Genomic DNA, 26,339 nt, shown 5'->3' on the forward strand with positions numbered 1-26,339 from the left:
CTCCGGTCGTCCGAAGAGGCGATCCGGGGGACCCGAGCTGAGTTGGCCATTTCGAAGATCAGCTTGGCTCCCCCGGCTCAGCCTGCGGCTGACGGAAGGATGACGACAGCGTTTGGGGCTCAACAGTGAAGCCCAGCTCTCTTTCCCACGCCCAATTCCTCGCCGTCTTCGGCCCCGTCTACGAGGCCTCGCCGTGGGTGGCGGAGGGCGTCTGGCCGGCGGCAGAGGCAGGACGGCTGGATGCGCCGGGGGCGCTGGCGCAGGCGATGCGGGCGCAGGTGGACGCCGCGCCGCAGGAGATGCGGCTGGCGCTGATCCGCGCGCATCCGGAGCTGGCGAGCCGCGCGCGGATGGCGCAGGCCTCGGTGCGGGAGCAGTCCGGCGCGGGGCTGGACCAATGCGACGCCGAGGAGTTCGCGGCGTTCCAGCGGCTGAACGGCGCCTATGACGCACGCTTCGGTTTTCCCTTCATCGTCGCGGTGAAGGGCATGACGCGGGCCGACATCCTGGCGGCGTTCGAGGCGCGGCTGGCCAACGACCCCGAGACGGAGTTCGCCGCCGCCATCGACCAGATCCACCGCATCGCCGGGTTCCGGCTTGCCGAGCTGACCTGAGAGGGACCGCGCCATGTTCGACGACCTGCGCCGCCGTTACGTGGACCTGGCCCAGCCCCGGCTGGGGTCGCAGGTGGTCTACGCCACCGACGACTTCTTCGCCGACAAGGCCCGCCTCATCTCGCCGGACGCGCCGGTCTGGATCGACGGCAAGTACGACGACAACGGCAAGTGGATGGACGGCTGGGAAAGCCGCCGCAAGCGCGTGGAGGGCCACGACTGGTGCGTGGTCCGCCTGGGCGTCCCCGGTGAGGTGGCGGGCTTCGAGATCGACACCGCCTTCTTCACCGGCAACTACCCGCCGGGCGCGATGCTGGAGGTCGCGCGGTCGGAGGCGGAGATCCCGCCCGACGAGGCCTGGACGGCGGTGACGCCCAAGCTGGAGCTGAAGGGCGACGACCGGGTCTGGGTCGCGATCGGCCATGCCGAGCCCGTCACCCATGTACGGCTGCACATCTATCCGGACGGCGGCGTGGCGCGCTTGCGCGTCTGGGGCCGGGTGCTGCCGGACTGGACCAAGGCGCCGGCCGACGAGGCTATCGACCTCCTGGCCGTGGCGAACGGCGGGCGCGGGATTATCGCCAACAACGAGCACTATGGCGCGGTCGCCAACCTCACCGCGCCCGGCCGGGGTGTGAACATGGGCGACGGCTGGGAGACGCGCCGGCGCCGCGAACCTGGGCACGACTGGGCGGTGCTGGAGCTGGGCGCCTTCGGGCGGATCGAGGAGGTCACGGTGGACACCGCCCACTTCAAGGGCAATTACCCCGACCGCTGCTCGATCCAGGCGTCGGCGCGCGCGCACGGCTCGCCCGAGGAAATCGCGGCGCAGGCCGAGGGTTGGCCGGTGTTGCTGCCGGAGGTGAAGCTGGCGGCCGACACGGCGCACCTGTTCCGCGACGAGCTGGCGACGCTGGGGCCGGTGAAGTTCGTGCGCCTGAACATCTACCCTGACGGCGGCGTCAGCCGGCTGCGGGTGATGGGGAAATTGGCGCGCTGAGTCGGCTCTCCCTCGGCTCCGCGCGGATCGGCGGCTCGCAAGGCGTTCGGCCGGCGCTTTCCGTTTCGGTCCGGATTGGGCAGATACTGGCGGCCTGTAAGCTTTCGGAGGTCCGCAGATGTCCGCCCTGTCCCGCAGATCCGCCCTGACGCTGGCCGTCGCCGCCGCTCTGGCGCCGGCCATGGCCCAGGCCCAGGCCGTGCGCACCTTTTCCCGCACCGACGCCAAGGGCAAGGTGACCATCGCGGCCACGGTGCGGGGCAAGGGACCCTTGGTGGTGCTCGTGCCCTCGCTCGGGCGCGGCGCGTCGGACTTCGACGACCTCGCCGCGCGGTTGGCGGCGGCCGGCTACCAGGTCGCCGCGGTGGATCCGCGGGGCCTGGGCCAGAGCCGCGGGCCCATGACCGGCGTGACCATGTTCGACCTGGCCGACGACTTCGGCATGGTCGCCCGGGGACTGTCGGACAAGCCGGCGGTGTTCATCGGCCACGCACACGGCAACCGCATCGTCCGCGCGCTCGCCTCACGCCGGCCCGAGCAGGTGTCGCGGCTGATCCTGCTGGCCGCCGGCGGGCAGGTGAAGATGGAGCCGGAGGTGCAGACGGCCCTGCAGAACGTCTTCGTCGAGACGCTGTCGGCGGAGCAGCATCTGGCGGCGGTGAAGACCGCCTTCTTCGCGCCCGGCAACGACCCTTCGGTCTGGCGCGGGGGCTGGTATCCCGACGTGGCGGCCGGCCAGACGGCCGCCGGCGCCGCGACCCCCAACGGCGAATGGCTGGACGGCGGCCACGCGCCGATCCTGATCGTTCAGGCCGCCAACGACCGCGTCGCCGCCCCGACCAACGCCGAGGCCCTGAAGCAGGCCCACCCCGACCGGGTGACGGTGGTCACCATCCCCAACGCCGGCCACGCCATGCTGCCCGAACAGCCGAAGCTGATCGCCGACATCGTCATCGGCTATCTGAAGACGGCCCCGCCGGTCTAGGCTACCGTCTCGAGCCGGGTCAGATAGCGGGAGAGCTTGGCGACCCATTTGCGCGAGGCGTCGGCGTCGGACTTCTCCGCGGCGTCTTCGAGGCCCGCGCCGATGTCGGTGATGGCCGGGAAGCCGAAGCCGCCGCCCGAGCCGCGCAGATTGTGCCCCAGGACGGTCACCGCCTCGAAGTCGGCGCGGTCGAGGGCGTCGTCCATGTCGATGACGTTCTGCCGGCAATTGAGCAGATAGGCGGGCGTTCGCTCGGCGAGCCTGCGGTCCGTCCGCGTGGGCGGGTTCTCCGGGTCCGCCGCCGGCCTGGCCGCGGAATAGTCGGCGATCGCCTGCAGCAGGACGTCCTGCTTGATGGGCTTGCTCAGATAGGCCGTGCAGCCGGCGGCCAGGCAAGTCTCCCGATCGCCCTTCAGCGCCGAAGCCGTGAGCGCGATGATCGGGGTCGGAGTCCGGCCGTTGGCCTCTTCCCAGGCCCGCAGGGTGCGCGTCGCGGTCAGGCCGTCCATGACCGGCATCTGGCGGTCCATGAGGACCAGGTCGTAGCGGCCGGCAGTGAACATCTGGCAGGCGATGGCGCCGGTCTCGGCGACGTCGATCCGGTAGGGCGTGTGCTCGAGATAGGCGAGCGCGATGGTGCAGTTGTCGGGCGAGTCCTCGGCCAGCAGGATCCTGAGCGCCGGAAGCTGTCCCTTGGGCCCGGCGCCCGCCGGCGCCGCCAGGGGTCGGTTGGCCTCGGACCAGACCTCGAAAGGCACGGCGAAGCTGAAGGTGCTGCCTTCGTCCAGGACGCTCTCCACCCAGATCCGGCCGCCCATGAGCTCAACCAGCCGCTTGGAAATCGTCAGGCCCAGGCCCGAGCCTCCGAACCGGCGGGTCGTGGAGGAGTCCGCCTGGGTGAAGCGTTCGAACACCCGGCTGAGCTTATCGCCCGGGATGCCGATACCGGTGTCCGACACGGTGAACCGCAGGGCGGTCGGCACGGCCTTGTCCCCGTCGGGCTCGACGTTCAGCGAAACGCTTCCGCCCGGCGTGAACTTGATCGCATTGCCGAGCAGATTGAGCAGCACCTGGCGCAGTCGCGTCGGGTCGCCGACCAGGTCGTTGCTGACGCCAGGCGCGATTTCCCACACCAGCGTCAGGCCCTTTTCCTGGGCGCGGGGCGCGACCATCTCGATCACCTTCTCGAGGTGGTCGGCCAGGGAGAATCCGGTGCGCTCCAGGTCGAGCTGGGAGGCTTCCACCTTGGAGAGGTCGAGGATGTCGTTGATCAGGTTCAGGAGGTTGTCGCCGGAGCGGCGGAAGATCTGAACGTACTTGTCCTGCTGCGGCGTGAGCTCGGTCTTGGCCAGCAGGTCGGCGATGCCCATGACCGCGTTCATCGGCGTGCGGATCTCGTGGCTCATGCTGGCCAGGAAGTCGGACTTGGTCCGACTGGCGCTTTCGGCCGCCGCCTTGGCCTGCTGCAGTTCGCGCTCCACCCGCTTGCGCTCGGTGACGTCGCGGGCGGCGGCGAATACGCCCTGCAGGGTGCGGCTGCGGTTGTAGAAGGTCGTGGCGTTGTAGGAGACCACGGTCTGCTTGCCGTCGCGCGCGCGGGCGGTGAGCTCGTAGTCGGTCACGGACTTTTCGCTGAGCACCCGCTTGATACCGGCCTCTGCGCGTTCCGGATCGGTGAAGCACTCCTTGAACGGCGCGCCGATCAGCTCGTCGCGGGTGCAGCCGGTGAGCGCCTCGGTCTGCTTGTTGACGTCGGTGATGATGCCGGCGGGGTCGATGGTCATCAGGGCGTCGATGTTCGATTCGATCAGCGAGCGGGTGTAGAACTGCTGGTCCCTCAGCCGCTGGTCAGACTTCTTCTGTTCTTCCTCGACCAGCTTGCGCGCGGTGTTGTCGGTGCCGATCAGCAGATAGCCGATGATCGCGCCCAGCGGATCGCGGAGGGCGGTGACCGACACGACCGCCGGGAAGCGCGTGCCGTCCTTGCGGATCTTGGTCAGCTCATAGATGTCCTCGATGCCGCGCGAGGCCTTGAATACCAGGGCCTCGAACCCTGGGGTGATCGGGGTGGCCAGCTCGACGCTGAGCGCTTCGGCCCGGGCGATCAGCTCGCGGGGATCGGAGAACTCCGCCGGCGTGATCTTGTTCATCACCTCGGCGGCCGTGTAGCCGAGCATTCGCTCGGCCCCGACGTTGAAGATCTGGATCACCCCCTGGGCGTCGGTGGCGATGCTGGAGAAGTTGGCGCTGTTGAAGATCGCGCTTTGCAGGGCCCCGGCCTTGATCAGGGCTTCCTCGGCCTGCTTGCGCGCGGTGTTGTCGGTGCCGATCAACAGGTAGCCGATGATCTTGTCCTGCGCGTCGCGGAGCGCGGTGACCGAGACCACCGCGGGAAACCGGCTCCCGTCCTTGCGGATATAGGTGAGCTCGTAGATGTCCTCGATGCCGCGCGAGGCCTTGAACACCAGGGCCTCGAACCCCGGGGTGATCGGGGTCGAAAGCTCGGCGCTGAGGGCCTGGGCGCGGGCGATGAGTTCCTGCGGGTCGGAGATGTCGGCCGGGGTGATGGTGTTGATGACCTCGGCGGCCGTGAAGCCGAGCATCCGCTCGGCGCCGACGTTGAAGATCTGGATCACGCCCTTGGCGTCGGTGGCGATGCTGGAGAAGTTGGCGCTGTTGAAGATCGCGCTCTGCAAGGCGCTGGCCTCGACGATCGACTCTTCGGTCTGGCGATGGGGCGCGTTCTCAGAAGCCGCGGGGCCGCGGCCGGAGGCGAGCGGCTTCGTTTTTGAAATCCCGATGGGGTTTCCTAGTTCAGGTCTGCGGGGGCGGGCGTTGCGGGGGTTGCAACACATCGCGGCGGCTATTGTAGCAGCTCTCCGAGAGAAAATCCGAGTTGCGCGGCGGAGTAGGGCTTCTGGAGGAACCGGCCGCCTTCGACAAAGCGTTGGCTCATGGTCTCGGCCAGGGGCGTGCCGGAGGTGTAGAGCACCCGCAGGTCAGGCCGGATGCCGACGGCCCGGTCGGCGACGTCGTAGCCTCCGAAGGCCAGGGTGTTGAGGCGGATATCGACAAAGAGCCCGTCGATGGGGGCCGCGCCCGTCAGGTGGGCCAGGGCCTCGGTCAGATCGCCGGCCAGCAGCGGCGTGTGACCCAGGTCCTGGATCGCCCATTCGGCGCTTTGGCGGATGAAGACCTCGTCCTCGACGACCAGGATTGTAGCCATCAGAGCGCCCAAAGGCCTGCGCGCGGTAAGATGGCAATACCCTCCCCGGCGCACCTCACAGGTTTCCCGCGCCGAAGACGCAACGCCCCGATCTGGGATTGGTTCCACCGAGTATCCGCCCAGATGAATTCGAGGTGAGCGGGGAGGGCTCTACGCCGCGATCAGCGCCTCGCATCCGGCGTCCGCCAGGGTCGCCGCCACGCTTGCGCGCTGGCCGGAGTTGAGGGCGGCGTACTCCTCCCGCAGCCAGGCCAGGCACTTGGCCTGGTAGGGGAAGGGCTGCTGGATCCAGGGCTGGCCGCCGATCTCTGTTTCGACCCGCTCGGCGCCGGCCTGCACGGCCTTGGCGTTGGCGATCAGCAGCGGGGCGTAGACGCGGCCGACCTCCGCCAGGATGGCCTTGAGGCTGGCGGGCAGGGCGCTGGGCGAAAACCAGTCGGACGGCGCCGGCTCCAGCCCCGACAGGTCCTCCACCGCGCCGACCCAGGCGAACACCCGTTGCGCGCGCGCCGCGGTGATGGCCATGGGCGTCGGGTCGAACATGGCGAGCTGGGTGAGCTGGCCGAAGGCCCCGAAGTCGCCGCCGCCCGGCCGGGCGCCCAGCAGGAAGGCATGGTCGCGAAGGTGCGCCTCGAAGGCGTCCAGGAAGCGCATGTAGCTGGCCTCGATGACCGGCCCGGTCACCTCGTTCGATCCGACGTAGCGCAGGCGCGGGATCTGGCGCGCGGCGATCGCCTTGCCGGCCTCGGCCAGGGCGGCGTCCGAGGCGCGCCCGCGCCAGGCCGGCAGGACGTCGGAGGCCCGCTTGATGTCGGGCTCGTAGCGCCAGCGGTAGTGGAACATGGCCTTGGTCAGCCACTCGTCGGCGTAGTCCTCCAGGAGGGAGTCGAGGAAGGCCAGGGCCGGGTCTTCGGGCCGGACGCGCCGGGCCGGATGCTCGGCGTCCAGGCGGCGCAGGATCGGCGAGGAATCGGTCACCGCCTGCAACTCGCCGTCCGGGCCGGGGAAGAAAAAGGTCGGCAGCAGGCTCACCTTCGGCATGGGCAGGCCCGGCGCCTCGTGCGAGGCGAGGATCAGCCGATAGGGCAGCCGCCGGTAGCGCAGCAGCGCGAGCATCTTGCGGGTGTAGGGTGAGCCGGGCACGCCCTTCAGCGCGATCGGGGACAATTCGGTCATGGCCTGCTTCCTCGGGTCCGTCGCTCGCCGCCGCGTTGACAGGCGGCCGCGCTTCAGGATTAAGTGAACTGAAATTCCGGTTCCGTTCAAGCGGAACCTCGGCGGCCGTCAGAGCCGCGGGCCAAATCGGGAGGAGGACATCATGGGTGCGCGGATGGGCGAACTGGGGCGCCGCTGGGCGCTCATGGCGACGACCTTGTTCATCGCGGGGTGCTCGGCCCAGGCCGATCCGGTGGCGAAGCCCGCGCCCAAGGCGTCCAACGCGCCGGCGGCCGCCGCGGACCGGCGCGCCTATTTTGGCGAACTGCACCTGCACACCGCCTATTCCTTCGACGCCTGGAGCCTGATGGGCACCAAGACGACGCCGGACCAGGCCCTGAAGTTCGCGCGCGGCGAGACGATCCCGTTCGGCGCGACCCACGCCCACCGGGCCTGGCCGCTGGATTTCGCCGCGGTCACCGACCACTCCGAGAACATGGGGGTGATGAACCAGCTGGATCATCCGCCGAACCCCTTCTCGCTGAGCGAGGTCGGCAAGCGGATCGCCAAGGATCCGGCCTCGGCCTTCTACATCCTCAAGAACGCGGTCGACCGGCGCACGCCAATCCCGGAGATGAACGCCAAGCCGGCGATGAAGAACGCCTGGGAGGCCGAGAAGCAGGCGGCGAACGGCAACTACCAGCCCGGCAAGTTCACGACCTTCATCGCCTACGAATGGTCGTCGATGAACCAGGGCCGCTATAACCTGCACCGCAACGTGATCTTCAAGGGCGACGACGCGCCGCTGCCGTTCACCTCGGCCGACTCGCCGAAGCCCGAGGACCTCTGGTCCTACCTGGAGAAGAACCGCGCCGGCGGCGTCGAGGCTCTGGCCATCCCGCACAACGGCAACGTCTCCGGCGGGTTGATGTACGACTGGAACGACAGCGCCGGCCGGCCGATCGACGAAGCCTACGCCCAGCGCCGCGCGCTGAACGAGCCACTGACCGAGATCGCCCAGAACAAGGGCCAGTCGGAGACCAATCCGGAGCTGTCATCCTCCGACGAGTTCGCCAATTTCGAGATCTTCGACCACCTGCTCACCCACCCCGAGGAGAAGAGCAAGTCGCACGGAAGCTACATCCGCGAGGCCTTCGGGCGCGGCCTGGTGATCCAGCAGAAGGTCGGGGCCAACCCGTACAAGATGGGCGTCGTCGGGGCGTCCGACATCCACAACGGCCTGAGCGCCAGCGACGAGAACGCCATGGCCGGCGGCCCGTTCGGCATCGACCCGAACACCATGCTGCCCGACGTCGAGACCGCCAAGCACCGCCTGAACCTGGTCCCGACGCCGGCGCTCATCGACGAACAGGCCGAGGCGACGGGCGGCGAGCACCAGAACGAGGACCAGACGATCTTTTCGTCCGCCGGCCTGACCGGCGTCTGGGCCGAGCACAACACGCGGGAATCGATCTTCGCGGCGCTCAAGCGCAAGGAGACCTTCGCGACCTCGGGCCCGCGCATCCGCGTGCGGGCGTTCGGCGGGTGGTCCTTCACGCCGTCGATGCTGGCCAGGCCGGACTGGGTGGCCAAGGCCTACGCGACCGGCGCGCCCATGGGCGGCGACCTGCCGGCGGCTCCGCGCGCAGCCAAGGCGCCGACCTTCATCGTCCAGGCGATGAAGGCGCCCGAGAGCGGCAACCTCGACCGGGTGCAGATGGTGAAGGTCTGGCTGGACGGCCAGGGCTACAAGGAAAAGGTGTTCGACGTGGCGCTGTCCGGCGGCCGCAAGGTCGACCCGCGGACCGGCAAGGCCCCGGCGGTTGGCGACACCGTCGACCTGAAGACCGGCAAATATACGAACACCATCGGCGCGCCGGTGCTGCAGACCGTCTGGCGCGATCCCGAGTTCGATCCGGCCCGGCCGGCGGTCTACTATGTCCGGGCGCTGGAAATCCCGACGCCGCGCTGGACGACGCTGCTGGCGATCAAGCGGCATCTGCCGTTCCCCGCGGGCCGCGACAAGACGATCCAGGAGCGGGCCTGGTGCTCGCCCATCTGGTACACGCCGCCGGGGACCAAGGTGGCGCAGATCCCGGGCCCGGATCGGCGATAGGCGGCCCGCGAGCCGGCGCCGTCCATGTACGTGCTCTACGGCTCGCGGCAGAGCCTGTTCACGCGCAAGCTCGAGGCGGCGCTGACCTTTTATGGCGCGCCCTTCGAGTTCGTCCTGAAGCGCGGGCGGCCGGACGCCGAGGAGATCGAGCGGCGCGCCGGGACCCATCAGGTCCCGGTCCTGCTGACGCCCGAGCGCTGGATGCTGGCCGACACCACGCCGATTATCGACCTGCTCGACCAGCGTTTCCCCGACCGGCGGCTGTTCCCGGAGGGCCCGCTCGGCGTCCTGGCGCAGGTGGTCGAGGAATATCTCGACGAGTGGGTGGCGCGCACCATGGTGCACTACCGCTGGCACTACCCGGCCAGCGCCGAGTTCGCCTCGCGCGCCATCGCCGGCGGCGACGAGACGGCCGCTGAGTTCATCCGCGGCTGGGGTCCGCGCGCCTGCCGCGCCACCGGCACCGAGACGGCCTTCCACCAGGCCGCCGCCGAGGCGGAGTACGAGCGCCTGCTGGCCGCCGCCGACGCCCAGTTGGCGCAGACCCGCTACCTGCTGGGCGACCGGCCGAGCGCCGCCGACTGCATGATGCTCGGAGGGTTCCGCGCCCACACCCTTCACGACCCGGATCCGCGCAAGGTCGTCGAGCGCTTTCCGCGGCTGGTCGCCTGGGCCGAGCGCGGCGCCGACGACTGGGACGGCCTGGGCGCCTGGGCGGCCTTCCCGACGTCCACCGCCTTCGCCCGGCACGTGCTGGAAGAAACGGCGAGCCGCTATGCGCCGGTCCTGGCGGCCAACGCCGCGGCGGTGGAGAGCGGGGCGAAGGCGTTCACCGTCGACACCTATGGCGAGCCCGCCAGCTACCTGACGCGGACCTATCCCGTGCAGTCGCGGGACCTGATCCGCGAGCGGATCGGCCGCCGCCTGTTCGGCCGCGAACGGCACGAGGTCGAACGCTGGCTGCAGGACCTGAGCCTGGCCGAGGCGTTCGCGCCACAGTCCAAAACATGAGCCGCCGTTCCGGTTGACAGCCCCGGCGGCCGGGCGGATGCTGAAGCGGAATTCACGTTCGCGTCTAGACGAACGGAACGGCCTTCATAGGGGAACATCCATGATTTCATCCGCGCTCACCCGCAGTCTGCTGCTTGGCGCTTCGCTCGCCGCGATGGCTGCGCCCGGCCTTGCCCACGCCCAGGCGACGCCGACGGCCGCCGCCGCCAGCGCCACCGAGGTCGAGACCCTGATCGTCACCGCGACGAAGCGGGCGCAGGACCTGCAGGACGTGCCGATGTCGGTCTCGGCGTTCAGCGGCTCCAACCTCGAGCGGCAGGGCATCGTCAACTTCACCGACGTCGCCAAGCAGATGCCGAGCGTCCAACTGGTCGCCTCCAACAACAACCGAAACACCACCATCCTGGTCCGCGGCATCGGCTCGTCGGGCACCAATCCGGGCATCGAGCCCAGCGTCGGCATCTTCCTGGACGGCGTCTTCATGCCGGCTGCGGGCCCGATCCAGTCGAACATCCAGGACATCGCTTCGATCGAGGTCCTGCGCGGTCCGCAAGGCACGCTCTACGGCCGCAACACGCCCGTCGGCGCCATCAACATCGTGACCCGCGACCCGACCGCCGCGCCCGAGGCCGGGATGACCGCGGGCGTCGGCAACTTCGACGAATTCCACGTCTCGGCCTATGTCGGCGGCGCGATCGCCGACAATCTGAATGGCCGCCTGACCGCCTGGACGAACGGCCACGACGGCTACGAGAAGAACCTCTACGACGGCTCGCGCACCAACGACGGCCAGCAGCAGGGCGTTCGGGGCCGCATCAAGTGGACCCCGACCGACGACATCACCGCCAACTTCATCGGCTACTACACCCACCTGCATTCGCATTGCTGCACGGGCGAGCCGATCAATCCGACCGGGCCGGGCGGCATCGCCACCCCGGGCTTCCTGGCGGCGATGGTCGCGGCGGGCCACCCCTTCACCAAGTTCACCAGCCTGGACTTCACGGTGGACGACGAGACCGTGGGCGACGACGTGACCCAGATCTACGGGGTCTCCAGCCAGGTCGACGTCAAGGTCCTGGGCGGCCACACCCTGACGTCGATCACCGCGTTCAACGAGTTCTACGACAACATCAAGACCCTGTCGGCGGACGGCCTGCCGATCGACGTCGGCACCGGCCCGCAGCCGCTGAAGTCCATGAGCTACAGCGAGGAGCTCCGGATCGCCTCGCCGACCGGCCAGCGCCTCGAATACCTGGGCGGGATCTACCTGTTCCGCGAGTCGGAGGACTACCAGAACCGGCTCACCGCCCACGTCGGCGCCAACCGGGTGTTCCCCGGCGCCACCGGCAAGATCACCCCCGGCGACAACACCTTCTATTTCTACAACCAGACGACCAAGAGCATCGCCGCCTTCGGACAGGCCACCTTCCACCTGACCGACGCCTGGCGGGTGACCGGGGGCTTGCGCTACTCGAACGACAAGAAGGACGCCGTCACCGCCAGCGTCGACAATCCCGGCGCCTCGGCCGCCTTCAAGGCCTCGTTTCCGATCAATCCGCTTCAGTCGCTCAGCCGCGAGGACCACAAGCTGACCTGGTCGCTCGGGACCCAGTACGACATCACCCAGGGCGTCATGGCCTACGCCATCGCCGCGACCGGCTTCAAGGACGGCGGCTTCAACGCGCGCCAGACCTCGGCCGGTACGCCGCTCGCCTTCAATCCGGAGACCTCGACCACCTACGAGGCCGGCGTCAAGTCGACCTTTTTCGACCGCAAGGTGCTGCTGAACGCCGACGTCTTCCGGATGGAGCTGAACGGCTTCCAGGAATCGACCCTGAACCCGCTCACCGGCATCGGCTTCATCGTCGGCAACGCCGGCGACCGCCGCATCGACGGCCTGGAGGTCGACCTGCAGTGGGCGCCGGTCGAGCACCTGACTATCGCCGCCAGCGGCCAGGTGAACGACGCCAAGTTCACCAGCTATCCCTCGGCCCAGTGCTATGTCGGCAGGACCCCGGACGGCGCGAAGCCCGGGACCTGCAACTACACGGGCCTGCGGCCGGCCTATAACCCGGCCTCGTCCGGCAGCCTGTCGGCCAACTGGGATTCGCCGCTGGGCTCCACCGGGCTCGACGGCTTCGTCAACGGCAGCGTGACCTACCAGGCCAAGCAGCTCGAGGACGGCACGCTGGATCCCCGCTCGTTGCAGGGCGCCTATTCGCTGCTCAACCTGCGCATCGGTGTCGGGTCGGAGTCAGGCAATTGGAAGGTCTCGCTTTACGGCCGCAACCTGGCCAACAAGGCCTACTACGTCGCCACCGCCGCCGAGCCGCTGGGCGGCCTGATCAGCGGCGGCGGGACCGCCGGCGCGCAGGGCTTCTTCGGATGGTACGGGACCCCGCGAACCTTCGGGATCGAACTGACCGTCAAGCACTGACCCTGGCCGCGCGTCCGGCCTCGCCGCAGCCGGACGCGCGCCTTCGAGAAGCACGGACTTGAGGACCCGCCGATCACGATGGCGAAACCGCCCCGCATCCCACCGTCGGCTTCACCGGGGCTTGACGCGGCTTCATCCGCCGCGCGTTCCTGGGTTGACGTGGAGGCAGCCGGAGCGCGCTCGATGGACCTGGAGGAGCCCCGCCCGGAGGCCGGCGATCCGGCATGGGCGAAGCCCGCCTACCAGCAGCGCAGCCGCCAGCAACGCGACCGCCTGCTGAAGGCCGGCGAGCGGGTCTTCGCCGAAAAGGGCTTCTGGCAGGCGCACGTGGCCGACATCGCCCAGCGGGCGGGATGTTCGGTGGGCAGCTTCTATCGGCGGTTCCAGGACAAGGAGGCCTTCTTCCTGTCCCTGCAGACCGACATGGCCGCGCACGGCGAGGTCAATATCGCCCGCTTCTTCGACGATCCGGCCTGCCTGACCGACCCGCTGATGGAGGTGTTCGTCCGCCTGGTGCGCAACACCGCGCGCACCATGAAGGGGATCGAGGGCTACTACCGCGCGCTGTTCGAGCTCAGCCTGCGCGGCCACGACGTCTGGCCGCCCATGCGGCGGATCGAGATCCTGGAGGCCGGCCGCATCGTGGAGCTGTTGCGCCGGCGCGGCGCGGCGCCCGACGATCCTGCGTTGACCGACCGCGCCCACCTGGCGATGCGCATGCTGCACGGCCAGATCATCAGCGCCATGCTGCACGGTCCCGGCCCGTTTTCGGTGGAGGATCCGCGGCTGCACGACGAGCTGGCGCTGATGCTGTTCCGCTACCTGGGCCTCGAGGCGTCCGCGCCGCGAAGGTGAGGCCGGTTGTTTCGGGATGCGGAATGCTGCGAGGTCCGGCTGTCCCACGCCTGGGGAAGGCCATAGGATTCAAGGTCTGGAGCGGACAGCTGGGGCGGCGCGGTCATCAAGATAGACATCAACAAGCCCTCCGCGCGCGGCGGAATTCGCCCAGCCGGTGACGGCGCCCGGGGCTGGCTGCGGCGCGTGCTGAGGGAGCCGCTGTTCCACTTCGTCATTCTGGGCCTGCTGCTGTTCCTCGCCGGGCGGGCCTATCAGACGCGCACCGACGTCTATCGCATAGAGGTGACGCCGGCGCATGTGGCGCAGCTCGCGCGCAGCTACGCCCTGCAGTTCGGGACGCCGCCGGACGCCGCCACCCTGGAACAACTCATCCAGGACGACCTGCGTGACGAAATGCTGTTCCGCCAGGGCCGGGCGCTGAAGCTCGACCAGGACGACGAGATCGTCCGCCGCCGGGTGGTGCAGAAGGAGCAGTTCCTGATCCAGAACCTGCACGCGCCGGCCGAACCGACCGAGACAGATCTCGCCGCCTGGTACGCGGCCCACGTCGACCGCTACGCGGCCCCCTCGCGGGCCGGGTTCAGCCACATCTATTTCGCCGTCGGGCCCGGTGGGGACGCCGCGGCCCGGGCTCGCGCCCAGGGGGCCCTGGCGCGCATACCGGCGGGCGTGACCCGCGGGCCGGAACGCGGCGACCCCTTCCCCGACCTCTACGACTTCTCGGCCTTCGAGCCGGAGCAGGTGGAGCGGCTGTTCGGCCGCACCGAATTCGCCCAGGCGGTGTTCACCGCGCCCACGGGCCGCTGGAGCGGGCCGTTCCGCTCGGCTTACGGCTGGCACCTGCTCTATGTGGCCGCGCGCGATGCGCCGACCCGGCCGCCCCTGGCCGCGGTGCGCGAGCGGGTGCGCTCCGACTATCTTCAAGGCGCCCAGGACCGGGCCAACGCGGCGGCCTTCGAGCAGATCGCGCGGCGGTTCACCGTCGTGCGCGCCGACCGCAAGGCCGCGCCATGAGGCGCCGGCTCCTGGCCCTGCTGCTGGCCCTGGCCTGCGGCCTGCTGGGCGCCCGCGCCGCCCTCGCCCACGAGGTGCGGCCGGCCTACCTGGAAATCGATCAGACCGGCCCCTCGACCTACACGGCGACCTGGAAGCAGCCGGTGATGGGCGATGTGGCGATCCACCTGATCCCGCACCTGTCCAACGGCTGGCTGGAGCAGCCGCCGGCCGACCAGTACGCCACCGGCGGCTTCCTGATCCGGCAGTGGACCGTGCGCGCGCCGGGGCCGTCGCCGCTGCAGGGCCGGACGGTCTCGATCGAGGGCCTGCAGAACACCATCACCGACGTTTTCGTGCGCATTCGGCTGAAGGGCGGCGAGGGCGTCGACACCATCGTGCGGCCCGAGGCGTCGCAGTTCCGCATCGACCTGAAGGCCGGCGCGCCGACCGCCGTCTCGGCCTTCCTGCTGCTCGGCATCGAGCACATCCTCACCGGGCCTGACCACCTGCTGTTCGTGCTCGGCCTGCTGCTGATCGTGCGCGACCGCTGGATGCTGGTGAAGACGGTGAGCGCCTTCACCGTGGCGCACAGCCTGACGCTGGCGGCGGCGACGCTGGGCCACATCCAGCTTTCCACGCCGCTGCTCAACGCCCTCATCGCGCTCTCCATCCTGTTTGTGGCGCCGGAGGCGCTGCGCGCCGCGCGCGGCGGGACCAGCCTGACCATCCGCTATCCGTGGATCGTGGCCTTCGCCTTCGGCCTGCTGCACGGCATGGGCTTCGCCAATGGCCTCTCGACGCTGGGCCTCGACAAGGGCGCGCTGGTCGGCGCCCTGGCGCTGTTCAACGTCGGCGTCGAGATCGGCCAGCTCGCGTTCCTGGCCGTCGTGCTGGCGCTGATCCGCGCCTTCCGGCTGATGGCGCTCGACTGGCCGCGGCCGGTGACGGCGCTGCCGGCCTACGCCATCGGGGCGCTGGGCGCGATGTGGACCTTCCAGTACAGCGCCGTCCTGCTGGGGGCGACGTGATGGGCGCGCGCCGCCGGCTGGTCCTGGCCGCCCTGGCGCTCGCGGCCGCCGTCCCGACGGCCGCCCAGGCGCACCTGGTCGCCACCGGCATGGGCCCGATCTACGACGGGATCACCCACTTCGGCCTCAGCCCCGAAGACTATCTGCCGGTGGTGGCCCTGGCCTTCTTCGCGGGCCTGCGGGGCCCAGCGACCACGCGCCTGCTGCTGGCCGTACTGCCGCTGGCCTGGCTGGCCGGCGGGATCGCCGCCATGGCGGGCCTCTCTCCCCCGGCGGCGGGCTTGTCGGGGGCGACGGCCGTGATGTTCCTGCTGATCGGCGGCGGCCTTGCGGCAAACCTCGATCCGCCCCGCATCGGCAGCGCCGCCGCGGCGGCGGCTCTGGGCGCTTTGCGCGGGGTGGCGGACCTCGCCGGCGTGGACGCGAGCCTGCCGCACCTCGGGAGCCTGGCCGGCATGGCCGCCAGCGTCTTCGTGGTCTTCGCCGTCGCCGCCTCCCTGACCCTGCCCCTGACACGCGCCTGGATGGTGGTCGCCGTGCGGGTGAGCGGCAGTTGGCTGGCCGCGTCCGGCCTGCTGCTGGCCGGCTGGGTCTGGCGCTACGGCGCGCGTGTCACCGGTTCATGAGTGAGAACACCCGAGGGAGGCTTTGATGAAGTATCGCGGACTTTGGATCACGACGGCGCTGGTCGCCGTGGCCGCGACGGCGGCGTTTACACAGAGCGCCTTCACCCAGACCGAGGCCGGCGCCCGCAAGGCGGCCGCCGCGCGCCCGACGAAGATCGACCCCGCCGCCCGCCGCGCCTTCTTCGGCGAGTTGCACCTGCACACGGTGATGTCCTTCGACGCCTGGGCCTTCGGCACCAAGGTCACGCCCGACCAGGCCTACAAGTTCGCCCGCGGCGAGACGATCATGGTGCCGGCCAGCCAGGTGGCCATCGAACAGGGCGTCAAGGCGACCGCCGCCGTCCCGGCCCGCCGCGCCTGGCCGCTGGACTTCACCGCGGTCACCGACCACTCCGAATACCTGGGCGCCATGACCCAGCTCGACGATCCCAATAGCGCCTTCTCGCAATCGGACATCGGCAAGGAGCTCGGCAAGGGCGGCCAGCAGGCCTTCTTCAAGGCCGGTCAGATGCTGCACGTCGAGGGCGGCGGCGAGACTCCGCCGATCATGAAGGAGGCGGCCAAGGCCGCCGACGGCTGGAACGTCGAGATGCGGGCCGCCAACGCCAACTATCAGCCCGGCAAGTTCACCACCTTCGTGGCCTACGAATGGACCTCCTCGCCGGGCCAGGGCATCCACATGCACCGCAACGTGATCTTCAATTCCGATCACGCGCCGAACCCGTTCACGGCTGTGGATTCCAACAAGCCGGAAGACCTCTGGAAATACCTGAACTCGGTGCGCAAGCAGGGCATCGACGTGCTGGCCATCCCGCACAACTCGAACCTCAGCGACGGCCGCGACTTCGACTGGAACATGTCCGACGGCCGGCCCATCGACGAGGCCTACGCCCAGAACCGCGCCCTCAATGAGCCGCTGGTGGAGATCGCCCAGACCAAGGGCACGTCCGACACCACGCCGGAGCTGTCGCCCAACGACGAGTTCGCCAACTTCGAGATCATGGACCGGGTCTACAAGGGCGAGACCTCGCCCAACCAGCACGGCTCCTATGTCCGCGAGGCCTTCGGCCGCGGCCTGGTGGTCCTGTCGCAGGTGGGCGCCAACCCCTTCAAGATGGGCATCGTCGGGGCGTCGGATCTGCACAACGGCCTCAGCGTCAGCGACGAGGACAGCTTCGCCGGGCGCATCAGCGGCCTGGACAAGCACACCATGCTGCCGACGGGCGCCGGCGCGCGCACGGCGCTGGGCATGGCGCGCGCCGAGGGCGAGGTGGGCGTGCGGCCGAACGGGCAGCGGGAGAACGATCCGCTGCAGTTCGCGGGCGCCTCGATCACCGGCGTCTGGGCCGAGGAGAACACGCGCGCCTCGATCTTCGCCGCCCTGAGGCGCAAGGAGACCTTCGCCACGACGGGCACCCGCATCCGGGTGCGGATGTTCGGCGGCTTCGATCTCGCCCCGACCCTGATCGGCAAGGCCGACTGGGTGAAGGAGGCCTATGCCAAGGGCGTTCCCATGGGCTCCGACCTGCCGGCCGTGGCGCGCGGCAAGGCGCCGCGCTTCATCCTGCAAGCCATGAAGGATCCCGACGGCGCCAACCTCGACCGCGCCCAGATCATCAAGGTCTGGCTGGTGGGCAAGGACTACAAGGAAAAGGTCTTCGACGTGGCGCTGTCGGGCGGGCGCAAGGCGGACCCCAAGACCGGCAAGGCGCCGGCCGTGGGCAACACCGTGGACCTGACCACCGGCAAGACCGCGAACACCATCGGCGCGACGACCCTGACCGCCGAGTGGCAGGACCCGACCTTCGACCCGCATGTGCCGGCGGTCTATTACGCGCGGGTGCTGGAGATCCCGACGGCGCGGTGGACGACCCACCTGGCCATCGCCAACCATCTGCCGATCCCGGCCAAGGCGCCGGCGACCATCCAGGAGCGGGCCTGGACCTCGCCCATCTGGTTCACCCCGCCGAAGGGTTAGGTTAGGGCCGCCCAGAGGAAGAAGGCGCCGCAGGACAGGATCGCGGCGCCGGTTCCCCGCAGGGCCATGCGGCCCCACGACCAGCGGTGCACGAGGCCGAGCGCGATGCCGCTGGCGTGCAGCAGGCCGGTCGCCAGCACGAAGCCCAGGCTGTAGAGCAGGGCGTTGTCGCCGGGCGGCAGTTCGGCGCCGTGGGCGTAGCCGTGGAAGAGCCCGAAGATCCCCACCAGGATCGCCGCGGCCCACAGCGGCGGACGGAACTCGGCGAGCACGGCCGCGCCCAGGCAGACCCCGGACAACGCGATCGCCACCTCGCTGCCCGGCAGGGGCACGCCGATCAGGCCGAGGAAGCCGCCGAACGCCATGACCAGGGGGAAGGTCACCGGCAACAGCCAGATCGCCGGCCGGCCGAGCTGCGCGCCCCACAGGCCGACGGCCACCATGGCGACGATGTGGTCGAGGCCCGAGATCGGATGCTCGAAGCCGCTGAAGAAGCCGACCGCCTCGCCGCGCACCACATGGGCGGCGGCCGCCGAGGGCAGGGCCAGCACCAGCAGGATCAGCGGGAAGGCGAGGGGAAGATCACTGACCTTGGTCCGGCTCAAGACACGCTCCGACGGCGATGGCGTTTGTCTTGAGAGTCATCATGCCGCGGCGTCGCGCAAGCCTCGATCACTTGCGAAACGCTGAATCGCTATCCATCCTGACGCGCCTTTGTTACGTCGGCTGCGGTCGCGGCGGCGTGTTGGAGACCTTTGCAGAATGGCGACGGCGCCGCGGACGACTTCGAGAGCCGAGAAGGGCGTCGCCAGGCAGGAGCAGATCCGACTGGCGGCCTCGCGCCTGTTCGTCGAGAAGGGCTTCGACGGCGCTTCGATGCAGGACATCGCCGATGCGGTGGGCCTGACCAAGCCCGGCCTCTACCACTTCGTGGAGAGCAAGGAAGAGCTGCTCACCGAAATCGTCGACGCCGGGGTCGAGCGGCTGGAGCGCGAGGTGATCGAGCCCGCGCGGGCGATCAAGGATCCCGAAGCCCGCCTGGCCGCCATGATCCGCCTGCACGTCGAAAACATCAGCCACGTGGAATCCGACGTGGGCAATCCCGTCACCGCCCTGGTCGAGAACCTGATCGGGCTGAACGACGCGCGGCGCCTGGAGATGGAAGGCCGGCTGCGGCAGGTGTTCGAGGTGATCCGCGGCGCGCTGGACGAACTCAAGGCCGAAGGGCGCCTGGCCGACGGGCTCGACACCACGGTCAGCGCCTTCTCGATCATCGGCATGGTCATGTGGACCAACCGTTGGCGCCGCCCCGGCGGGCGGCTGACGTCGAAGGCGGTGGCCGACAGCATCGTCGCGCTGGCCCTGCACGGGGTGCTGAAGGCCTGACGCGACGCGGCGCCCCGCGCGCCCTCACCACTTGTAGATGAGCTGGGCTCCGTAGGTCCTGGGTTCGTTCCAGCGCCGGGAGGTCGCGGCCTCGAACTCGATGTAGGTGGTGTTGAAGATGTTGTTGGCGTAGGCGGCCAGTTCGATCGGGCCCTTGCGGACGCCGAACCGGGTGTTGAAGAGCTGGTACTGGTGCAGCTTCGGCGTCTGGGCGATCTCCTGCACCCCGCCGAAACGGCCGCTGTAGACCAGGTTCACGAAGCCGGTCGCGTCGAACGCCACGGCATGGCTGTAGTCGAGGTTCGCCGAGGTCAGGTAGTGCGGCAGTTGCGGCGGCATGTCCCCGCTGTAGACGCCGCCGGTGATCTTCCCCTCCTGGGTCGAGGCGCCGAACGTGCCGACCAGGTCGCCGTCGAACGGATGGAAGTTGATCGTGGCCTCGACCTCCAGGCCGCGGACCCAGGCCCGCCCGCCATCGGTGGCGAAGTTGGTCTGGGCGACGGGGCAGACCGGGTTGGTCGCCTTGCAGCCGTTGTCGGTCTGGATGATCAGGTTGTCGATGTCGGTGTAGTAGGCCGCGGCCGTCACGTAGACCTGCCGGATCAGGTTGCCCTTGGCGCCGAGCTCATAGGAGGTGGTGTTCTCGTTGCCGTAGCTGACCGGGATGGGGATCGGCTGCTGGGGAACGCCGAGGTTCGAGTTGAAGCCGCCGGCGCGGAAGCCCGTGCCGACCTTGGCGTAGGCCATCCACTGGGGTGAGAACTTGTAGGCCGCGGTCACGTCGTAGGCGGTGTTGCTCGGGCTGAACGTCGCGTTGACCAGCTTGCCGGCGGTGGCGAGGCCGGTGCCGAAGTCGAACTGGTTGGCGGTGAAGGTCTTGTCGTCGCTGGTGTAGCGAACCTCTCCGGTGACGTGCAGCGGGTCGGTGACGGCGTAGTCGAGGCTGGCGTAGGCGGCCCAGGACTTCAGCGTCTGCGACGCCGGGGAGACCGCGCCGGTCGAAGGATTGGCCTTGGTCGGCGTGCGGGTGGCCGTGACGGTGTCGTCGTCCTGGATGCGCAGGTACTCCGCGCCCGCCAGGTACTTCCAGCGCGGCGTCAGGTCGCCGGACAGGTAGAGCTCCTGGTTGAAGCTGCGGGTGTGGCCGTGGTTCTGCTGCGTGCCGTTGACCTCGCCGAGCGCGGCGCCCTTGGCCAACAGGCCGGCGGCGGCGATCTGGGCGGCGAGCGCCGGGTCGAGCAGGTCGTTGTCGAACTGCTGGATGTCCTTGCGGTCGCGCCACAGGCTGATCCAGCTCAGCGTGCCGAAGTCGAACTTGTAGTTCGAGGTGAACTCGACGTCGTTCACCGTATCGGTGTCGTCGTCCATGAAGTTGTGCGGCCGCGAGAACTTGGGCTGGATGAAGACGCCGTTCGGCTCGGTGGCGTTCGGATAGACCCAGAGCTGCAGGTTGAGCGCCGGGTAGCGGTTGTTGGCGTGCTCGACCATCAGGTTGGCGTCGAACGGGCCGTTCTCGTAGCGCAGCTGGCCGCGGTAGGCGTGGGTCGACTGGGCGTCGAGGTAGGCGTTGAGGTCGGGGTTGTAATAGAAGCCCTTCGGCTGGCCCATGACGTCGGCGCTCAGGCGCAGGGACAGGTGGTCGGTCAGTGGGTGGTTGACCACCGCCTCGACCTCCGTGAACTCCTTGTTGCCGGCCTTCACCGACAGCGAGCCGGACTCGGTCTGGTTGGGGCGCGCGGTCAGGATGTTGATGGCGCCGCCGACCGCGTCGCGGCCGTAGAGCGCGCCCTGGGTGCCGCGCAGCACCTCGATCTGGCCGGCGTCGAACAGGTCGAAGCGGCTGTAGGTGCGCCCGCCCTGCGCGCCGCCGCCCACATAGGCGCCGTTGCGGTAGAGGCCGACGCCGGAGTCGGCGCTGGTGCCGCGGCTGGTGCCGGACCCGCGGATGGAGATCTCGGAGGTCAGCGGCGTCGAGGTGTCGCCGAAGGCCACGCTGGGGATGGTGGTGACCAGGTCCTTCACCCCCTGCAGGCCGCCGCGCTGGTCGATGTCCACCGAGCCGATCACGCTGGCGGCGATCGGCACGTCGCGGAGGCGCTCGGTGCGCTTGCGCGCGGTGACGACCAGTTCGCCGACCTCCGTGGCGTCGGCCTTGCCGGCCTTGGTGGCGGCCGACGACTGGGCCTGGGCCGTGGAGCCACCGCCGGCGACGAGCGCCGCCACGGAGGCGAATCCCAAAAGGAGCCTTCTCATGTCGTTTCCCCTTGCTGGGGCGGGATCGGCGCAAGCCGTCTCGCCTCTGATCGGCTCGCCGGGGACGATGAGCCTCCGGCGGCCCTTTTGGGTCGGCTGTTTACCGACCGGTCGGTTTGTATCCTACGGGCGATCCGGTTCCCTCACAAGGGTTCACGCCGGACGGCGCAGGGCGGCGCAGGTCGAGGCGAGCAGGTCCTGCAGCATCCGGGGACCCGGCGCCTGGCCCTGGCGGACCACCACCAGATCGAGGGACGGGACCACGAGGACCACCTGCCCGCCGGCGCCCAGGGCCGCGAAGGTGTCGCGGGGCGAGCCTTCGAACCGCAGTTCCGCGGTTCCGCGCACCGCCTCCTCGGCGCCGAAGCCGGGCCTGGCGTTCTCCCACCACAGGAAGCCATAGGCCGGGTTGAGGTCCTGGGACGGCGAGGTCGCTCGGCGCAGATAGTCGGCGCTGACCACCCGCTGGCCGGCCCAGCGGCCGCCGCGCAGGGCGAAGAGGCCGAAGCGCGCCAGGTCGCGGCCCGAGCAACTGGCCGTGTAGTAGTTGGTCACCGGCCCGCCGGCGCCCTGGCCGATGCTGGTGACCCAGTCGGTATGGCGCATGCCGAGCGGCCCGGTGAGGTTGCGCGTGGCGAAGGCCTCGAACGGCTCGCCCGCCGCGTGCGCCACCACGTGGTAGAGCAGGTGGAACACGGCCGTCTGATAGGCCCAGCGCGTCCCGGGCGGCGCCATCTGGGGGGCCGCCGCATTGATCGCGAACTGGTCGCCGGCGACGCCGCGCAGCGCCAGGCCCCGGTCGTCGAGGCCGCTGGTCATGGTCAGCAGGTGGCGGAGGGTGATCGCGGCCTTCGGCGTCCCGCGCCAAGGGGCGATGAAGTCGGCGGCGCTCTGGTCGACGGACTTGATCTTGCCCTGGTCGATGCAGACGCCGACCAGCACCGACACCATGCTCTTGGCCGCCGAGGCGATCTGCTGCTTGCGGTCCACGCCGCCGTCGGGAGTATAGCGCTCAGCGGCGATACGGCCGCCGCGCAGGACCAGGACATCGGAGCTGCGGTCGGCCATGGCCGCATCCATGGCGGCGGCCAGGCGCTGTGGATCGAAGCCCGCCGCCGCCGGCTCCACGGCCTCCCAGCCGGTCAGGCTCGGCCAGTATTCCGCGGCCGCCGCGGCCCGGGCCGCCGTTCCGCAGGCCAGGCCGCCCAGGGCCAGGGACGCCGCCGCCGCGCGCCGCGTGATCATCACCGTGCCCCTCCCCGGATTCTTACCGACCGTTCGGTAGAGATCAGCAGCTTGCCGGGGCCGACGCAAGCGATCCTGTCGCGGCGCCGGCCCGGGCTTCAGACCCGCTCGATGATGATCGCCGGGGCCATGCCGCCCGCCGCGCACATGGTGACCAGGCCGCGCTTGAGGCCACGGCGCTCCAGCTCGTCGACCATCGTGCCGATCAGCATCGAGCCGGTGGCGCCGATCGGGTGCCCCAGGGCCATGGCGCCGCCGTTGACGTTGACCTTCTTGCGGTCGAGCCGCAGGTCACGGATGAACTTCTCGGCGACCACCGCGAAGGCCTCATTGATCTCCCACAGGTCGATGTCGTCGACGGTCAGGCCGGCCTTGGCCAGCACCTTGCGCGCCGCCGGAACCGGGGCGTTGAGCATCAGGGTCGGGCTGTCGCCGACATTGGCCATGGCGACCACCCGGGCGCGGGCCTTCAGCCCGTGCCTGGCGGCGTACTCCGGCGAGGCCAGCAGCACGGCGCCGGCCCCGTCCACGACGCCCGAGGAATTCCCGGCGTGATGGAAGTGCTGGATCTTGAGGTCCGGATAGACCTGGTTGATCAGGCCCGCGAAGGTCGTGCCCTTCTCGTCCAGCGGAACATTGGCCATGGCCTCGAAGGAGGGCTTCAGCGCCGAGAGGCCCTCCATCGTGGTCTGCGGGCGGGGGAACTCCTCGCGGTCGAGGGCGATGGAGCCGTCCTCGCGATAGACGGCGACCAGCGACTTGTCGAAGTGGCCGTTCCTGATGGCGTGGTCGGCGCGCTGCTGGCTGAGCAGGGCGAGCTCGTCCAGCGCCTCCCGGGAGATGCCCTCCATGGTGGCGATGGCGTCGGCGCAGACGCCCTGGTGCGACTGCGGGTGCTTGGCGCGCAGGGAGAGGTTGCCGGAATCCATGAGCATCGGGCCGGCGTTGGGGTCGCGCGGCGGGGCGCTGGAGGCGGTGTAGGACATCATCTCGGTGCCCCCGCCGATCACCAGGTCCTCCATGCCCGACATGATCTGCGCCGCGGCCAGGTTCACCGCGGTGATGCCGGAGCCGCAGTAGCGGTCCAGCGTGACGCCCGAGGCGCGCACGTCGTAGCCCGCGTCGAGCGCCGCCATCCGGCCCAGGTCGCCGCCCTGCTTGCCGCGCTGGGACGAGGTGCCCCAGATGATGTCGTCCACCTCGGCGGTGTTCAGGCCGTTGCGCTCCGCCAGGGCCTTGAGCACCGTGGCGCCGAGCGCCTGCGGATGGTGGTCGGCGAGGGCGCCCTTGCCGACCTTGCCGATGCCGCGGGGCGTGCGGACGGCGTCGATGATGAGGGCTTCGGGCATGGCGCTTCCTGCGGGGCTGTCGTTTGCGGGCCGCCACCGTCGCCGATGGCCGTAGCGTCAGTCTAGCCCGCTGTGTGACGCGGGGCCGCCCCGCATCCCCGTTCATCCGGCCCGCGCGAAGAAAAAAGTTCGGCTGGCCGGAATAACTGCAAGGCACGGGCGTCTTACGGGCCAGACACCTTCTGGAGCCCATTTCCATGCCTCGACGCGATCGCCGGATCGGAACCGTCGTCGCGGTCCTCGCCGCGGCTTCCTGTACGCTTGCCGCGTCCGCCGCCCTCGCGCAGGACGCCGCCGCGGCCTTCAAGGCCGAGAACGCCACGGCGATGGACAGGATGATGGCCGGCATGTCGATCCGGCCGTCCGGCGATGTCGACCGGGACTTCGCCGAGATGATGATCCCGCACCATCAGGGTGCGATCGAGATGGCCGAGTCCGAGCTGCGCCACGGCAAGAACGAGCAGCTCAGACGCATCGCCCAGGAGATCATCGTCGATCAGCAGCAGGAGATCGCGGCCATGCGCCTGGCGCTCGGCGACCCGCTGCCCGCCTCCACGCCTTCCCCGACTCAGCCCGCGGCGGATAGCCCGCACGCGGCGGCGCATCATCTGCATTCGGAGCCACGTCAATGAATACGAAGATCCTGGTCTCGGCGCTGTTGGCCTCCAGCGCGATCGCGACCGCCGCTCTCGCCGGTCAGGCCCCGGGCAAGGCCGCAAGCCCCGATGTGGCGGTGAGCCACAAGGATCGCGTCTACGCCGCCGAGCAGTTCTCGAACACCGTCTCGGTCACCGACCCCGTCGACAATCGGCTCTTGGGCGTCATCCGCCTCGGCGACCCGCAGCCCGGCAATTTCTCGCCGCTCTACAAGGGCCAGGTGCTGGTCCACGGCATGGGCTTCTCGCCGGACCACAGGACCCTCGCGGTCGTGTCGATCGGCTCCAATTCCGTGACCTTCATCGATACGGCGACCAACGCGGTGAAGCACACGACCTACGTCGGCCGCTCGCCGCACGAGGCGTTTTTCACCCAGGACGGCAAGGAGGTCTGGGTCACCGTTCGCGGGGAGGACTACGTGGCGGTGCTCGACGGTCGAACCTTCGAGGAAAAGGCGCGCATCAGGACGCCGGCGGGACCTGGCATGACCATCTTCTCGCCGGACGGCCGCTACGGCTACGTCTGTTCCTCTTTCAACCCGGAGACAGACGTCGTCTCGGTCGCCGCCCACAGGATCGTCGGCAAGGTCGTCCAGCCCAGCCCCTTCTGCCCCAACATCGCCGCCACGCCGGACGGAACGCAGGTCTGGTTCACGCTGAAGGACGTCGGCAAGACCGTCGCCTTCGACGCCAGGCCGCCGTTCAAGGTGCTGAAGGTGATCGACACCGGCCCCATCACCAACCACGTCAATTTCGTCCGCACGTCAAAAGGGCAGTTCGCCTATGTCACAATCGGCGGGCTCAACGAGGTGCAGGTGTTCGACACAGCGACCTTCGCCAGGGTGGCCACGATCCCGGTGGGCAAGCTGCCGCACGGGATCTGGCCGTCCGGCGACGGCTCGCGGGTTTATGTCGGCCTGGAGAACGCCGACCAGTTGGCGGTGATCGACACCACCGCCAACAAGGTCATCGCCAACGTTCCGATCGGGCAGGCGCCGCAGGCGCTGGCCTATGTGCCGAACGCCGTGCCGGACGGACAGGGCGTGAGCGGCCTCCAGCCGCTGGGCCTCGCCGGCCAGGCGGCGCACCTGACCCTCGACGGCGCGACGGCGAAGGCTGCAACGAGCGTCAGCCTGTTCGACCAGGGCCTCGTCCAGGTCGTGCAAGCCTCGGCCGCCGGCCTCGAACCCAAGACCGCCTATGTGCTGGCGCTGGCGGGCAGGCCCGACGGGACGGGTCCGCTGCAGCCGCTGTCGGGTTTCACCACCAACCCGGCCGGCTCGGCCATCGTCAACGCCGTGGGTCCCATCCGCCAGCTCGTCCAGGCCGACGCCGGCGACATGCGGCGCTACCTGGTGATCGCCCAGGGCACGCCCCAGGCGCCCGGCGCCGTCGTGCAGCGCCAGACGCCGTAGCGGCC

21 protein-coding genes are annotated in these 26,339 nt (G+C 69.7%); 14 read left to right on the forward strand and 7 right to left on the reverse strand.

The annotated features are described in order from the left end of the window. Window positions 1-125: 125 nt before the first annotated feature. The 3 genes from uraD to VNW53_RS11525 all read left to right on the forward strand — a co-directional run bounded on the left by uraD (window position 126) and on the right by VNW53_RS11525 (window position 2,599). Entirely contained in the window at window positions 126-614 is a 489-nt protein-coding gene (gene uraD / locus VNW53_RS11515; protein ID WP_325555801.1) for a 2-oxo-4-hydroxy-4-carboxy-5-ureidoimidazoline decarboxylase, read from the forward strand. Between the two features lie 13 nt (window positions 615-627). Then, a complete protein-coding gene (gene alc, locus VNW53_RS11520; protein ID WP_325555802.1) occupies window positions 628-1,614 on the forward strand; it encodes an allantoicase in 987 nt (328 codons plus the stop codon). Between the two features lie 118 nt (window positions 1,615-1,732). Next, the gene (locus tag VNW53_RS11525; protein WP_325555803.1) at window positions 1,733-2,599 is read left to right on the forward strand and encodes an alpha/beta fold hydrolase; all 867 of its coding nucleotides are present in this window, start codon (window positions 1,733-1,735) and stop codon (window positions 2,597-2,599) included. Here the strand turns inward: VNW53_RS11525 and VNW53_RS11530 are convergent. The 3 genes from VNW53_RS11530 to VNW53_RS11540 form a co-directional block, all read right to left on the reverse strand. Then, on the reverse strand, window positions 2,596-5,295 hold the full coding sequence (locus VNW53_RS11530) for a PAS domain S-box protein (protein WP_325555804.1): 2,700 nt from the start codon (window positions 5,293-5,295) through the stop codon (window positions 2,596-2,598). The two genes, VNW53_RS11525 and VNW53_RS11530, sit on opposite strands and share 4 nt — an antisense overlap. 167 nt (window positions 5,296-5,462) lie before the next feature. Beyond that, window positions 5,463-5,825: a response regulator gene (locus VNW53_RS11535; RefSeq protein ID WP_325555805.1), complete on the reverse strand. Its 363-nt coding sequence runs from the start codon at window positions 5,823-5,825 to the stop codon at window positions 5,463-5,465. Between the two features lie 150 nt (window positions 5,826-5,975). Beyond that, window positions 5,976-7,001 (reverse strand): glutathione S-transferase N-terminal domain-containing protein, encoded by a 1,026-nt coding sequence (locus VNW53_RS11540; RefSeq protein ID WP_325555806.1) that lies wholly within the window; start codon window positions 6,999-7,001, stop codon window positions 5,976-5,978. A gap of 142 nt (window positions 7,002-7,143) precedes the next feature. Here VNW53_RS11540 and VNW53_RS11545 point away from each other — a divergent pair, with 142 nt between their 5' ends. From VNW53_RS11545 to VNW53_RS11580, 8 genes are all read left to right on the forward strand, one after another. Further along, a complete protein-coding gene (locus VNW53_RS11545) occupies window positions 7,144-9,096 on the forward strand; it encodes a DUF3604 domain-containing protein (RefSeq protein ID WP_325555807.1) in 1,953 nt (650 codons plus the stop codon). 24 nt (window positions 9,097-9,120) lie between these two features. Then, a complete protein-coding gene (locus tag VNW53_RS11550; RefSeq protein ID WP_325555808.1) occupies window positions 9,121-10,107 on the forward strand; it encodes a glutathione S-transferase family protein in 987 nt (328 codons plus the stop codon). A 100-nt stretch (window positions 10,108-10,207) separates the two neighbouring features. Then, window positions 10,208-12,544 carry a TonB-dependent receptor gene (locus tag VNW53_RS11555; protein WP_325555809.1) on the forward strand — a complete coding sequence of 779 codons (2,337 nt, stop codon included), beginning with the start codon at window positions 10,208-10,210 and terminating at the stop codon, window positions 12,542-12,544. Window positions 12,545-12,727: 183 nt separating this feature from the next. Next, a complete protein-coding gene (locus tag VNW53_RS11560) occupies window positions 12,728-13,399 on the forward strand; it encodes a TetR/AcrR family transcriptional regulator (RefSeq protein WP_325555810.1) in 672 nt (223 codons plus the stop codon). Window positions 13,400-13,585: 186 nt separating this feature from the next. After that, window positions 13,586-14,416, forward strand: coding sequence for a peptidylprolyl isomerase (locus VNW53_RS11565; RefSeq protein ID WP_325555811.1), 831 nt, complete (start codon window positions 13,586-13,588; stop codon window positions 14,414-14,416). Continuing rightward, window positions 14,413-15,426 (forward strand): HupE/UreJ family protein, encoded by a 1,014-nt coding sequence (locus tag VNW53_RS11570; protein ID WP_325555812.1) that lies wholly within the window; start codon window positions 14,413-14,415, stop codon window positions 15,424-15,426. The genes VNW53_RS11565 and VNW53_RS11570 overlap by 4 nt, the downstream gene beginning before the upstream one ends. Further along, complete coding sequence (locus tag VNW53_RS11575; protein WP_325555813.1) at window positions 15,426-16,052, forward strand: hypothetical protein; 627 nt, start codon at window positions 15,426-15,428, stop codon at window positions 16,050-16,052. Before VNW53_RS11570 ends, VNW53_RS11575 begins: the two co-directional genes overlap by 1 nt. Window positions 16,053-16,077: 25 nt before the next feature. Continuing rightward, a complete protein-coding gene (locus tag VNW53_RS11580; RefSeq protein WP_325555814.1) occupies window positions 16,078-18,030 on the forward strand; it encodes a DUF3604 domain-containing protein in 1,953 nt (650 codons plus the stop codon). Here the strand turns inward: VNW53_RS11580 and VNW53_RS11585 are convergent. After that, window positions 18,027-18,635, reverse strand: coding sequence for a HupE/UreJ family protein (locus VNW53_RS11585; RefSeq protein ID WP_325555815.1), 609 nt, complete (start codon window positions 18,633-18,635; stop codon window positions 18,027-18,029). The genes VNW53_RS11580 and VNW53_RS11585 overlap by 4 nt on opposite strands. A 157-nt stretch (window positions 18,636-18,792) precedes the next feature. Here VNW53_RS11585 and VNW53_RS11590 point away from each other — a divergent pair, with 157 nt between their 5' ends. Next, window positions 18,793-19,416, forward strand: a complete 624-nt coding sequence (locus VNW53_RS11590) for a TetR/AcrR family transcriptional regulator (protein WP_325555816.1) — start codon at window positions 18,793-18,795, stop codon at window positions 19,414-19,416. A gap of 24 nt (window positions 19,417-19,440) precedes the next feature. Here the strand turns inward: VNW53_RS11590 and VNW53_RS11595 are convergent, their stop codons facing one another. From VNW53_RS11595 to VNW53_RS11605, 3 genes are all read right to left on the reverse strand, one after another. Next, the gene (locus VNW53_RS11595; RefSeq protein WP_325555817.1) at window positions 19,441-21,639 is read right to left on the reverse strand and encodes a TonB-dependent receptor; all 2,199 of its coding nucleotides are present in this window, start codon (window positions 21,637-21,639) and stop codon (window positions 19,441-19,443) included. Window positions 21,640-21,822: 183 nt separating this feature from the next. Then, window positions 21,823-22,914: a serine hydrolase gene (locus VNW53_RS11600; RefSeq protein WP_325555818.1), complete on the reverse strand. Its 1,092-nt coding sequence runs from the start codon at window positions 22,912-22,914 to the stop codon at window positions 21,823-21,825. Window positions 22,915-23,012: 98 nt separating this feature from the next. Beyond that, entirely contained in the window at window positions 23,013-24,263 is a 1,251-nt protein-coding gene (locus VNW53_RS11605) for an acetyl-CoA C-acetyltransferase (RefSeq protein WP_325555819.1), read from the reverse strand. Between the two features lie 197 nt (window positions 24,264-24,460). Here VNW53_RS11605 and VNW53_RS11610 point away from each other — a divergent pair, with 197 nt between their 5' ends. Further along, window positions 24,461-24,895: a DUF305 domain-containing protein gene (locus VNW53_RS11610; protein ID WP_325555820.1), complete on the forward strand. Its 435-nt coding sequence runs from the start codon at window positions 24,461-24,463 to the stop codon at window positions 24,893-24,895. Next, a complete protein-coding gene (locus tag VNW53_RS11615; protein WP_325555821.1) occupies window positions 24,892-26,334 on the forward strand; it encodes a YncE family protein in 1,443 nt (480 codons plus the stop codon). The genes VNW53_RS11610 and VNW53_RS11615 overlap by 4 nt, the downstream gene beginning before the upstream one ends. The last annotated feature ends 5 nt before the right edge of the window (window positions 26,335-26,339 follow it).

This window comes from Phenylobacterium sp., from assembly GCF_035569475.1.
Classification (GTDB): domain Bacteria; phylum Pseudomonadota; class Alphaproteobacteria; order Caulobacterales; family Caulobacteraceae; genus Phenylobacterium.